This is a genomic window from Zhouia amylolytica, assembly GCF_900116365.1.
GTDB lineage: Bacteria > Bacteroidota > Bacteroidia > Flavobacteriales > Flavobacteriaceae > Zhouia > Zhouia amylolytica.
In genome coordinates this window covers 180,601-193,385 of record NZ_FPAG01000006.1, presented here as the reverse complement: position 1 = coordinate 193,385, position 12,785 = coordinate 180,601, and the positions used below count along the sequence as shown (strand labels likewise).

Annotated in this window: 14 protein-coding genes; 7 read left to right on the top strand and 7 right to left on the bottom strand. The window is 36.2% G+C overall.

The window, feature by feature from the left end:
* The first annotated feature begins 4 nt into the window (after positions 1-4).
* The 3 genes from BM361_RS11125 (at position 5) to rlmB (ending at position 3,052) form a co-directional block, all read left to right on the top strand.
* On the top strand, positions 5-1,447 hold the full coding sequence (locus BM361_RS11125; protein ID WP_074978878.1) for a SusD/RagB family nutrient-binding outer membrane lipoprotein: 1,443 nt from the start codon (positions 5-7) through the stop codon (positions 1,445-1,447).
* An 85-nt stretch (positions 1,448-1,532) separates the two neighbouring features.
* Positions 1,533-2,219: a hypothetical protein gene (locus BM361_RS11120; protein ID WP_139226708.1), complete on the top strand. Its 687-nt coding sequence runs from the start codon at positions 1,533-1,535 to the stop codon at positions 2,217-2,219.
* Positions 2,220-2,314: 95 nt separating this feature from the next.
* Positions 2,315-3,052 carry a 23S rRNA (guanosine(2251)-2'-O)-methyltransferase RlmB gene (gene rlmB / locus BM361_RS11115; RefSeq protein WP_038260753.1) on the top strand — a complete coding sequence of 246 codons (738 nt, stop codon included), beginning with the start codon at positions 2,315-2,317 and terminating at the stop codon, positions 3,050-3,052.
* On the opposite strand, the gene BM361_RS11110 is transcribed toward rlmB, so the two are convergent.
* Positions 3,047-3,817, bottom strand: coding sequence for a rhomboid family intramembrane serine protease (locus BM361_RS11110; protein WP_074978875.1), 771 nt, complete (start codon positions 3,815-3,817; stop codon positions 3,047-3,049). The genes rlmB and BM361_RS11110 overlap by 6 nt on opposite strands.
* Before the next feature lie 99 nt (positions 3,818-3,916).
* On the opposite strand from BM361_RS11110, the gene BM361_RS11105 reads away from it, so the two are divergent.
* Positions 3,917-5,194, top strand: coding sequence for a replication-associated recombination protein A (locus BM361_RS11105; RefSeq protein WP_074978873.1), 1,278 nt, complete (start codon positions 3,917-3,919; stop codon positions 5,192-5,194).
* 428 nt (positions 5,195-5,622) lie between these two features.
* On the opposite strand, the gene BM361_RS11100 is transcribed toward BM361_RS11105, so the two are convergent.
* From BM361_RS11100 to radC, 6 genes are all read right to left on the bottom strand, one after another.
* Positions 5,623-6,402, bottom strand: a complete 780-nt coding sequence (locus tag BM361_RS11100; RefSeq protein WP_074978872.1) for a hypothetical protein — start codon at positions 6,400-6,402, stop codon at positions 5,623-5,625.
* A 26-nt stretch (positions 6,403-6,428) separates the two neighbouring features.
* Positions 6,429-7,832: a DUF5723 family protein gene (locus BM361_RS11095; RefSeq protein ID WP_254785811.1), complete on the bottom strand. Its 1,404-nt coding sequence runs from the start codon at positions 7,830-7,832 to the stop codon at positions 6,429-6,431.
* A 4-nt stretch (positions 7,833-7,836) separates the two neighbouring features.
* Complete coding sequence (locus tag BM361_RS11090) at positions 7,837-8,361, bottom strand: hypothetical protein (protein WP_051413337.1); 525 nt, start codon at positions 8,359-8,361, stop codon at positions 7,837-7,839.
* 67 nt (positions 8,362-8,428) lie between these two features.
* On the bottom strand, positions 8,429-9,115 hold the full coding sequence (locus tag BM361_RS11085; protein WP_074978869.1) for a YjjG family noncanonical pyrimidine nucleotidase: 687 nt from the start codon (positions 9,113-9,115) through the stop codon (positions 8,429-8,431).
* 5 nt (positions 9,116-9,120) lie between these two features.
* A complete protein-coding gene (locus BM361_RS11080; protein WP_254785809.1) occupies positions 9,121-10,344 on the bottom strand; it encodes a polysaccharide deacetylase family protein in 1,224 nt (407 codons plus the stop codon).
* A 69-nt stretch (positions 10,345-10,413) separates the two neighbouring features.
* On the bottom strand, positions 10,414-11,112 hold the full coding sequence (gene radC, locus BM361_RS11075) for a RadC family protein (protein WP_074978866.1): 699 nt from the start codon (positions 11,110-11,112) through the stop codon (positions 10,414-10,416).
* 60 nt (positions 11,113-11,172) lie between these two features.
* On the opposite strand from radC, the gene BM361_RS11070 reads away from it, so the two are divergent.
* The 3 genes from BM361_RS11070 (at position 11,173) to BM361_RS11060 (ending at position 12,785) form a co-directional block, all read left to right on the top strand.
* Complete coding sequence (locus tag BM361_RS11070) at positions 11,173-11,622, top strand: DUF1569 domain-containing protein (protein WP_074978864.1); 450 nt, start codon at positions 11,173-11,175, stop codon at positions 11,620-11,622.
* A 14-nt stretch (positions 11,623-11,636) separates the two neighbouring features.
* Positions 11,637-12,260, top strand: a complete 624-nt coding sequence (locus tag BM361_RS11065) for an FMN-binding negative transcriptional regulator (RefSeq protein WP_074978863.1) — start codon at positions 11,637-11,639, stop codon at positions 12,258-12,260.
* 87 nt (positions 12,261-12,347) lie between these two features.
* Positions 12,348-12,785: a hypothetical protein gene (locus BM361_RS11060; protein WP_217643773.1), complete on the top strand. Its 438-nt coding sequence runs from the start codon at positions 12,348-12,350 to the stop codon at positions 12,783-12,785.

Sequence of the window (12,785 nt, the reverse complement as noted above, 5' to 3'; positions counted from 1 at the left end):
GAAAATGAAAAAAATAAATTTAAATAAAATCTGGCTTTGTATTCTGGCTTTATCTCTTTCTTTTACAGCCTGTGATACAGTAGATTTTGGAGATATGAACGTAGATCCAAACAGCCCGACAGATGCTTCTTCTGCATCATTGCTTACCAATGCGGAAAGAACGTTAGACGGGATTGTTTCTTCTACTACAACGAACTGTTACGTTCAATATTTATCGAACGGACAATACGATGAGGAATCGAGATACCAAACTTTAAACTGGGGATTTAATGGCTTATATGCTACTTTGGTGGATCTTCAGAAAGTTATTGAATTGAATACGGATGAGGCTACTAAAGTTAATGCTCAGGCTTATGGTTCAAACGGCAACCAGATTGCTGCAGCAACCATCTTAAGAGTGTATTTACTACACCATATGACTGACAGATGGGGTATGATTCCTTACACTGAAGCGATTAAAGGTTTAGAAAATCAATATCCAAAGTATGACTCGCAAGAGTCTATCTACATGGGATTATTCGATGAGATCGACAGCGCTTTGGGAATGATCAACTCTGGTAACGGTCCAACTGGTGACTACCTTTTAAATGGTGATATGACATTATGGAGAGAATTTGGTAATACCATTAAAATGACCATGGCATTACGTTTATCTAACGCAGATCCTACAACAGGTTCAGCTAAATTCAATGAAGCGTATAACAATGCTATCTCTTCAAATGCCAACAACATTTACTACCCTTACTTAAACGAGGATACAAATGATAACTTTTATCAAGATCATTTCGTAGATCAGGGTCGTAGAGATTATTTAATTAGTGATGTTTTTGCTGATGCCCTAATTGGTTCTGGAACTCCAACTGTACCGGAAGATCCAAGACTAACGAAAATGGCTGATCCTGCAACTAATTCAGGTACTTATGTTGGTGCACCTTATGGGCAATCAAACTCAGCTACTGATGATTATTCATTCATTACCGCTGATATCATTACAAAAAGTGATGCTCCACTTTACATTTACACGTATTCTGAAGTATTATTCGCTAGAGCTGAAGCTGCTGCTTTAGGGTGGACTTCTGAAGATGCTTCTGCTTTATACGATCAGGCTATTGCTGCTTCTATGGAGCAATGGGGTGTAGATGCTACTGAAGCTACAGCTTACATTACATTAAACCCATATTCTTCTTTAGAAGATATCGCTTATGAAAAGTGGGTTGCTATGTTCCTTCAAGGATACAATAGCTGGGCTGAATGGAGAAGACAAAAAGCAATGGGTTATGAAAGACCATTGACTGCTCCAGACGATCTATTAAGTAATGCAACTGGAATCCCTCAGAGACACGCATATTCTGCTACGGCAGGAGCTCTTAACGAAGAGAATTACAATGCGGCTGTTTCTGCACAAGGACCAGATAACCTTGATACTATTCTTTGGATTAACCAATAAAAATAATTTGAATTCTTAAAAAAACCTGCTTGCTATAATCAAGCAGGTTTTTTTTGTATATTAACCACTATATACTCAAAACATTATGAAAAATTTATTTACAATTTGCTTAATGCTGCTGATCACATTCGCATCAGCACAAATCACTAATAACAGAGGTGCCTCATCAATTTCAGATGGTTTCACCTCAAGCCAGGTAGCTGCTAAAGGAAGTCCTTTCTTTCTTAAATCCTGGTCTAAAGGTAATGTTGTAGACCAAAATGGTAAGTTTCTGGATCAAACCCAACTTATATACAACACCTACAACAACCAATTATTCTTTAGAAAAAATGACAATGAAGACCCAAAGCTGGTTGATGGAAACACCTTCCCGGGTTTTGTTCTGAATCATGATAATAATACATATATCTTTAGTAAAATCAGTAGTTCAGAATTCGTTGATACAAAGCAAAAAACAAAATACTATTGCATCGCAAACCCACCATACAGAAAAGTAATTGTTGAATACAGCAGTGATTTTAAAGATCCAAACGCTAGTGGTTGGCAATCGAGCAGATACAATAATAAAGGAGGTGAATTCGATCAAGACACCAATGTATTCGTCATGAATAAATACGACAAATACGAGGAGGTTAAATTAAATAAATCTTCTGTGTTGAACTTTTTTGCAGATAAGAAAGATGAAATCAAAAAGTATTTAAAAGATAACAACATTAAACTTAAGGAACCTGCCGATCTTGTTCCTGTAGTTAAATATTATTACAGCTTATAAATACAGTTCACAACAAAATAATTTAAACCGACTCTATTCGAGTCGGTTTTTTCATACCTTTACGCCTTGAAATCAAGCTGAAGAAAGATACCAAAGTGAAAAAGGAATATCAGATATACGGGATAAGAACTGTTATTGAGGCCATAAACAGTGATAAAGACATCGACAAGATTTTTATACAAAAAGGATTGAGAGGAGATTTAATTGCTGAATTGGAAACCCTGGTTCGTAAGAATGGCATCAGTGCTTCCTATGTTCCTGTTGAAAAGCTTAACAGATTATCTAAACAAAACCATCAGGGAGTTGTTGCCAATATTTCTCCCGTAGAATTTCATAATCTTGATGATCTTGTACTCGAGGTTATAGAATCCGGCAAAACCCCACTATTTTTAATTCTTGACCAGCTTTCAGATGTTCGCAACTTTGGCGCGATTATAAGAACAGCAGAATGTACAGGCGTTAATGGAATTATCATTCAGAAAAAAGGAGCTGCCCCCATCAATGCAGACACGGTAAAAACATCAGCTGGAGCCGCATTTAACATACCTATCTGTAAAGTTGACCACATAAAAGATGCGATGTTTCAACTTCAGGCATCAGGTATTCAGGTGGTCGCTGCAACTGAAAAAACCGAGCAAATGATCTACGATATAGATTTCAAATTACCATCTGCGATCATTATGGGGTCAGAAGATGTTGGTATTTCACCGTCAGTTCTAAAGCTAACCGATCATAAGGCCAAATTACCTATGTATGGTTCTATAGGTTCCCTGAACGTTTCGGTAGCTTGTGGAGCCTTCTTATACGAAGTGGTTCGACAACGTTTATCATAACTGATCATCTTCACCGATTTCTTTCTTTCTGGTATAGTGATAATGGATACGTGTCCCAGCTTCTAAGGTATGCGTATTGGAATCGACATCCTTATCTAATTCACTTGAAGGAATAAAGTTTCCGTGCTCATCAAAGTGTCTTAAAAAAGGATCGTTATCCTCTTGGTATCCGTCCTCTTCCCACTTATATTTAGTTGCTAACGGTATACTTCGTTTTATGAACAACGCCATCAGTAGCCCTACCACAAATCCCGATAAATGACCTTCCCAGGAAATCCCATCCTCTATAGGAAATAAATACCATAGAAAACTCCCATAAAGAAAAACTACAATCAGGGACAGGGCGACTAAGCGAAAATATCGCGTAATGACTCCTTTAAAAAAAACAAAACTAACCAGGGCATAAATTAATCCGCTGGCTCCTATATGATAAGAAGGTCTCCCGATTAACCAGGTTAAAACTCCACTGGCAATGATTCCGATAACGATAACTTTGATGGTAATGTCCCGATAAAAATATCGAACCGCCATCAACATCACAAAAGAAGGTATTGTATTGTTATATAAATGTTCTATTGAGCTATGAATAAAGGGACTAAACAGAACACCCCTTAACCCTTTAAAAGTTCGCGGATAAACCCCATACGAAGTAAAGTCATAGCCAAAGCGAATTTCAAACCAATACACCAACCATATAAATAATACAAAAAATAATGGCAACGCTATAACGCTTGTATCAAATTTAAAATCATAATCTCGTTTCATCCTGGATTCCTTCTTTAATAAAACCTAAATATAAATGCTAAGTTTGCATTTCTGGGTTTTCAACACCTTTTTACAATTGAAATATAGTAATTTTAAAGCATGAATGAACCATTAGCAGAACGTATTCGTCCAAAAACGCTGGATGACTATATCAGTCAGAAGCATCTTATTGGCCCAACAGGATCGTTAACACAACAAATTAAAAATGGCATCATCCCATCTTTAATACTCTGGGGCCCACCAGGTACCGGAAAGACGACCTTAGCCAACATTATCGCTAATGAAAGTGGAAGACCCTTTTATACCCTCAGCGCTATAAGCAGTGGTGTTAAAGACGTACGTGAAGTTATAGAAAAGGCCAAGCAGAGCGGTGGTCTCTTCACAACTAAAAACCCTATTCTCTTTATTGATGAAATTCATAGGTTTAGCAAAGCACAACAAGACTCGCTCCTTGCAGCTGTTGAAAAAGGATGGGTTACATTAATTGGTGCCACCACAGAAAATCCAAGTTTCGAGGTCATCCCCGCCCTACTCTCAAGATGCCAGGTATATATTCTAAATCCTTTCAACAAAACAGACCTGGAAAACTTATTACATCGTGCTTTAATAAAAGACACACTATTAGCTAAAAAAAATGTTGAGCTTAAAGAAACGGAAGCCCTACTAAGACTTTCGGGTGGTGACGGGAGAAAACTATTAAATATCTTTGAACTAATCATCAATGCTGATGGCTCAGATCATATCGTCATCACCAATGATATCGTTCAACAGAGAGTCCAGAAAAACACCGTCCTTTACGACAAAACCGGCGAACAGCATTATGACATCGTTTCTGCTTTTATAAAATCAATACGTGGAAGTGACCCAAACGGGGCTGTATACTGGCTTGCGAGAATGATTGAAGGTGGTGAAGATGTAAAATTTATTGCAAGAAGAATGCTTATTGCAGCATCAGAAGATATTGGTAACGCCAACCCTACGGCACTGATTATGGCGAACAATACCTTTCAGGCAGTAACTACCATCGGCTATCCAGAAGCTCGTATCATTTTAAGTCAATGCGCTGTATATTTAGCCACATCTCCAAAGAGTAATGCTTCGTATATGGCCATTAACGAGGCAATTCAAAAAGTAAGACAGACCGGAGACCTTTCTGTTCCTTTACATTTAAGAAATGCTCCTACCAAACTAATGAAAGACATAGGTTATGGGAAAGACTATCAATACTCCCATAACTACGCAAACAATTTTGTGGATCAGGAGTTTTTACCGGATGAAATTAAAAACACTAAGTTTTTTGAACCTGGAAATAATCAACGAGAGAGTGCATTAAGAGAGTTTCTTAAAAATCGCTGGAAAGACAAATACAACTATTAATAAGCACTCTTCTCAGAAAAGACAAACAATCGTCTATCCCGGAACTACCCGTATAAAGAACTCAAGCCCGACAACCAAAGGTTACAGGTGTATGATTGACGACTCTATTCAAAAAAGAAATACACAAAATCTAAATATAATCAATGGTAAACCATAACAACTTAATAATTCTATGCCGGCTGAACCATGGTATCAGTTAAAGTAGCTATTGAAGTCTTTACCTAAACAAATACCTTAAGCAATTTACCTACAAAAAGCAAGGCATAAGACTACTTATTACATAGTTATCCCCATGTTATCCCCATATTATCCCCATATTATCCCTATGTAATCCTTATTCTATTATCTACATAAGCCAAGTATAAGCCATAAAAAAACACCGATTATACATCGGTGTTTTAACATATAAATGAATTGTACTAAATAGACTAAAACTTAATATCGAGCAATTCCTTTTTTAACTTTCCATCTTCATAAAACTCAAAATACCAATTGCTGCCATCCTTATATACAGTTCCACTTAATGAACCTTTTTGAGCAATGTACATATGTTGTTGGGAAGTAGCTTTTAAATACATAACTACCTTTGGAGACATATCTACCAATTGATATCCATTCTCTATTGGCTGCGCATATAACGTACCTAAAGCACTCTTACTTACCCTGGCCTCCGTATTAACCACTGCCGGAGTTACAGCTTCCTTTTCCGTTACAACAGGTTTCTCTACCTTAGCAGCAGGGGTGACAGGCGTCGCCGGGACAGCAGCTACGGTTACACTTTCTTCTTTAGGCTGATACTTATAATTAAGAGCTTTAACAGAAACAAAAGCTCTTTTTAAAGCCTCGTGATAAGCTCCTTGATACTCCTTAATCTTACTTTTTCCTTCTTCTGAAGTAAATATTACTCTGTCTCCACAATCTTTAAAAACAACATTCAATTTGGTGGTAAACAATCCTGAGTTATTAATCACATCCACCTTTAAACCCTTGCACGGGTCTAATCTAAGATCTGCAGGCATTTCGTCACTATACACCGCATTAAAGTTACCTTCCTCAAGCATAAACTTGGTAAGGGTGTTCAATCTGTATTTATTCTCTTCCTTTAAGAATTCATATTTTTTAGGAACGATCACATATTTATAATCATTTACCGAACTCTGAGCAAACCCATAAGCACTGATTAAAAATACAATCAAAAACTTTTTCATAAAACTACTTTTATTTTACACTCATTTTAATTCCTACCTGGAACTATGTAATTTAATCCCAATTGCACCGAAGCATTGTGCGCCTCAGCCAGATTTTCATATTCCAGTAGATTATCTGCTAAAATATAGAAATTAAATTTACCAATACGAGAAGAAATGCCAATTCCAAGGTTCGTATACGAAAATTTATCAATTGTATAAGTCGCCTTAACATCAAGGAAGTCTGTTAAACGTCTTTGGTAATAGGCCGTGAGTGCCGTTTGCGGATATCTTGGCCTGTGAATCATAAATAAATGCATTCCCACCTTGTTTACATAATCCCTGTAGGTAGCCCTGCAATCACATATTTTACCGCCAGGTCTTCCGAAAGAATAGGAAATACTGCTATTGAACTTAACTGGCCTTAAAGTAGTATAACGTGTTGAAGTTGTATCATAAAGATCTCTGAGATCATCCACCAGGTTTTGCCAATAATCGTATACATCATTGTTGTCATCTACCACTCCTGGAAACAACAACTCAAGCCCTTCAAAATCATACCTTCCGTTGTACGTATAATTTTTAACATCTTTCGAATGATGTATAAAACCTAAATCGAGGATACTGGCAGTTAACTTCCATTGATCATCTAAACGATAGGAAAAACCCAGGTCTACCCCCAGACCTAAATTACCCCCAAAAAAAGCACGTTCTTTAAATCGTTGATAAAGGTTGTCTGCTATATTATCTCCGTCTTCAAGGGCATCAATGATCTTGTACCCGGAGGTTTGTAATTCGAGATCCGCTATAATGGAATGTATATATTCATTTCGCTGGCCAAACTCGGTAAAAAAACGTCCTTTATTATTGGTTGACGAAACATCAGCAATACCTGAATAAACCTTAAGACGCCCTCCTAATGTAAAACGATCAGACATCTCACGCTGTATCCCAAAATGAAATACACTTACCAACTCAGCCTTAACAGAAGCGTGACTTAAATTAAAAGATTCACCGATATAATTCCGATTCCCATCATAAGCCAAAATAGCAAGGTCATTAGGCCAATAATTAAAATGGCTCAGTTCCTGATACCACCCAAAAGAATAGTAATTATCTTCATGCCATCCGTAATTCCCTTTAAACCCTCCATAAAGAAACTCTACCTGTTCATTTATGGTCATAATATCATTACTATCAGCCTTATTTATAACATTTCTGATTTTATCATTAATGTCAACACCATCATCAGCAAAAACATCATACACAGAAAAACCACTGGAGCCAGCATTAAAATACACTCCAGATAAAAAAGGTAAACCCACATGCCATTGGTAATTAGTGTCTGCGCCAGGGTTCTGCATTAACACCTGAGGTATCCTGGTAAAATCATAAAGTAATTGTTTGTTTTGGGTATGACCCAAAATAGCCGAAAGGAAAACTATGTACATAAGTCTACTCTTCATCAGCTATCTCCAAATATAAAGTTGCTGATGAGTTCATTGCTAACATTCCTTCCGAAGTCTCTGCTAATTGAGGAAGTCCATTATTTAGCATCACCTCTACTTCCATAATTAACAAATTGGTTATTTGTTGAAGGTTGGCACCGGTAAAGACTACTGTATCATCAATTTCAACCTGAGAACCCGAGGAAGCCGGTATATCATATTGCAAAGTACGTAGCACCTGCTGTTCCCCATCCAGTAAATTTATGGTAAGCGTAAAACTTCGGCCAATTGTATTCACAAATTCAAAATGTAAATCTGCCCTGACCAGGTTATTCACAGAAAATGAACTCGATAACGCATCCAAACGGGTAAAATCTGTTATGGAACTCACCTCACTTCCTTCCTCAACAAATTTATTTGCTTCCAAATCGAAGAAAACAAGACTACCTTCAAAGACAGGTGTAAGCTGAATGTCATTAATTTGATCGAAATCCACGTCCTTGACACAAGAACCTACAGATGATAGAAACATACATAAAATTAGTATTTTAAGTACAGTCTTTATCATATTTATAATACGTAGTGATTAGGCTTATATCTTAAAGATAATGCTTAATTTCCAACAAATTGGCTATTTTAACATCTTGGTCGTTAACTGCATCATTATGCACGTTGAAATGAATCGTATGCATCCCTACACTTTTTGCCCCTAAAACATCAGCCTCGTAATTATCCCCGATCATCACAGCCTGACTGGCCAAAACCTTAGCCATTTCCAAGGCATGTTCAAAAATTTTAGGATTCGGTTTTTTAACCCCTACACTTTCTGAATTGATAACATGTATAAAATAATCAGAGATCTTAGAATTATGTAATTTCCCTATTTGTACTTCAGCAAATCCATTAGTTATTATATGCAAATTATACGATGGTTTTAAGTAATCCAGGATAGGTATTGCTTCCTTAAATAAATGATTAAAACCTGGAAGATGCTGAATGTACTTATCTGATAGTATATAAATTAAATCATCATCGATTTTATAATCCAGCTCATCAAAGGTCTCTTTCAACCGACCATATCTAAGATTTTCTTTTATAATTCTCTCTTCCCTGTACAATTTCCAATACTTCATATTGATGGGCCGGTAACTGGCTAAAAAATCATCAAGTGACACAGCTACTCCATACTCAGATAAGATTTTATTAAAGGTTAATGCTGAGTTCTTTTCAAAATCCCACAAGGTGTGATCAAGATCAAAAAATATATCCGTAACCTGATCTTTCATTCGTCTTAATTTTTATTTGAAAACATTTCTGCATAAAGTTTCCACAGTTCATTCCTTGTTTGAGGGTTCAATACTTCATTTGAAAAAACGACTGTAAAGGTTCCATTTACACTCCGAACGGAATCCTCTAAAGCTAACAACTTCCGTTTAACATGTTGAAAATTAGCTGCATTTTGCATCAATACATGTGAAGCACAAAATGGCAGTACTTTTACGGGAAGTTGCTCCTCAAAACTTATGTCATAAAAATTAAACGGGGAACAGGTCCCTGCTCTAAAACCAGGATACCCAGAATATCCCATCGTATAATCCTCATTGAATTCGGCGTTGGTCATCATCCTGTAGCTTTCCGGTATATTGAGTCGGTTAAATCTCCACCGAACTCTTTTCACTGGTCGGTTAATAAAGTTGATCAGTCTTTTACGCTCCATTTTCAACATTTCAACATTATCAAAAGCCTCATATGAAGCCATCAAAGAAACAATACTGTAGTCTGCCACAGATTTCACCAACCTTCTGAAACTAGGATTATTAATTGAGATATTTTTATCATAGGTTGAATAGTCTCCCATCAGAAAAAAATATATTGCATGAATATTATTTTTCTTATGAAGCTGTATCAAAGCATCAAAATTATCAAATGGATCTTTCTTTACCCCTAATAAAACCTGAAAACGTTCAAAAACATCCTTAAGGTTAAAATATGCCAAATCTAACAAGGTTGATGCAATGGTTCTGATAATTCCTTTTTTCCTGTAATTATATAAAACGGGAACATCTACTATAGGGAAGGCCTGGTATATTCTTTCTTTAAATTGAAAAGATGGATAATGGGCTTCTAAAAATAATTTAAGTTTATCAACCCAAATATCAACAACCGGTAATTCTAAGAATTTATGTTTATAAGCTAAGCTTTCTTCCGCAGGATACCTTCCATGCTGATCTTTAACATGAGGAAGGTATTCTTCATACCTGCTTAAAAGGTAAAAGCTCGCAGCAAAAACATCAAACGGAACATGACTCCGCTCCGAAGTAGAAAAAAAGCATGGTACATCATCCCATTCCTGAACAACTACCTCAACATCTGATATTCCCTGCTCAAATAAAAGATCGTGAGCTCGAATAAAAAACTCGCCATTCAACTGACCCTTACTATAATTTATTTTAGGACCTATAAAAGCAATAAATTCTTCAGGGTCATTGGTAGTCCGAACGTCTACCAACAGCATTTTAGTAAAAATGTGTTTTAAGATATAATTTAATCTCGGCGTATTTTTTTCTGTGTATACAAGTATCATCTATAACATTCCTTCGTCAGCAAAACTAAAATACATTTTTTCAGTGACAATAAGATGATCTAAAACTTTTATATCTAAACAATTTGCTGCAACTTTTAACTTCATGGTAATTTGTTTGTCAGCTTCGCTTGGCCTTAGAGTTCCTGATGGATGATTATGCACTAAAATAATACATGTGGCTCCTATTTCAAGCGCATGTTTGAGGACAAGTCGCACATCTACCAGGGTTCCCGTTATCCCTCCTTTACTCAGTTGAAGTTTATAAACAACCTTATTCGAATTATTGAGATAAAGAATCCAAAATTCTTCGTGAGGCAATTCCCCGATAATTGGTTGCATGAGTTCAAAAACAGTTCGACTATTGGTTATTCTTTTCTTTTCTAAAGATTCTCCGGTACGCCGACGTCTTCCAAGTTCGAGGGCCGCAGCTATGGTTATTGCTTTGGCAGCTCCTATACCCTTGAAATCCATAAGCTTTTTAAGAGATAGTTTTCCTAGTTCATTTAGGTTATTTTCGGTAGATGCTAATATTCTCTTAGACAAACTTACCGCGCTTTCATCTCTACTCCCACTACCAATTAAAATTGCTATGAGCTCTGCATCTGATAACGAAGAACGACCCTTATATAATAATTTTTCTCGTGGCCTGTCATCTTCACTCCAGTTTTTTATTGAAAAATATGTTGAATTTTCTTTCATTTAATAAATATAGTAAACTAAAAATAAAGTTGTATTTTTCAGTGGTAAAGCAACTACAACATGAAATCTCTTTTTGATCCCGTTTCTTTGATAGAAATAAAAAACAGATTAAACTTAATAGACCAAACTTCATCCCCTAAATGGGGCAAAATGAATGCCGGTCAAATGCTTGCTCATTGCCAGGGACCTCTGAGACTTGCATTAAGTGAGTTAACTTTGAAAAGACCTAACGTCGTCGTTAGAAGTGTTGCCAGAATTTTCAGGTATAAATTATACGACGATAAAAAATGGGGTCATGGTATTCCAACAGCCAAAGAGTTCCTTGTAAAAAATGAACGGAATTTAGATAAAGAGAAAAACGCACTTGAAAATCTCATCGAAGATTTTCATAAAAAAGGAGCTGAGCACGAATGGCCAATTCACCCTATCTTTGGAAAATTTACTTCCGAACAATGGGGTAAAATGCAATACAAACATCTAGACCACCATCTAAGACAATTTGGTGTTTAATCATTAGGGCACATATGAAATATCCACCGAAAGAATTTCAAGAAACGAATTTTAATAATATTTTAAAAGTCATTGTCCAAAAGCCCCTGGCAACTTTAATCACGGTACAAGACCATAACGTATTTACCTCACATATCCCACTAATACATTACAAAACACCAAATCTTCCTTTTGGAAAACTAATAGGTCACATTGATATCTACAATCCCCAATTGAGCACCCTTAAAAATAATGCTAAGGTAACGGCTATATTCCATGGGCCGGATTCCTACATTTCTCCTTCGCTTTTTGAAAATGATCAATTACCTACCTGGAATTATATAAAAGTTCATGTGGAAGGGAAACTAAAACTGATTGAGGATAAACATGCTCTGAAGGCATCTTTAATAAAGATGACGGAGCAATTGGAAGCGTTCAGTTCGAACTACGTATTACCCGAAGACCATGAGAAAATGAGTAGTTTACTTGACTATATCGTTGGTTTTGAAATTGAAATAACAAGCTGGGAAGGAAAATTTAAACTTTCACAAAACAAATCAACACTGGAACAAAACAAAGCCACGGAAGCCCTTATTGAAAATATAAAAAATGATAGCTCATCGTTTATAAAATCCATTTTAGAGAATTTTAAAGGTTAAGACCTTAATATTTTGTAAATTAATGGATTATTAAGACTTTCAATCAATCCTGACCTACCTAATTATGCTTTCTCTTTAATTGTTTTAATGATGAAAGTTATCGGAATGCATATCAAATCTTTCTGTCTCGTTATAAGTTCGATAATGTTACTTCAAAGCTGCAGCATTTACAGATCGCAAAGTTCAAGTATCGATGAAGCGGTAACCTCAGGAGACAAAGTATTGGTGCTAAACGATAACCTTGAACGATTTCGATTTAAGAGACTCGTCATCGAAAAAGATAGTTTATTCGGTATTACGAAGAAAAATTCACGAGAAGCCAAGCGTTTATCTCAACTGGTAAACACCCCCTATTATGACCACTTCATAAAAATACACCTGCCGGAGAAAGATATTTACGAGATTCGCAGAAAAAACAAATCGCTATCTACTGTGTTAACCATAGCTATCCCAGTATCTGCATTTGCCCTGGCCATAATTTTAGCTGGGGATCCATTTGAAGATACAAGCATTTGGTCTGACTAA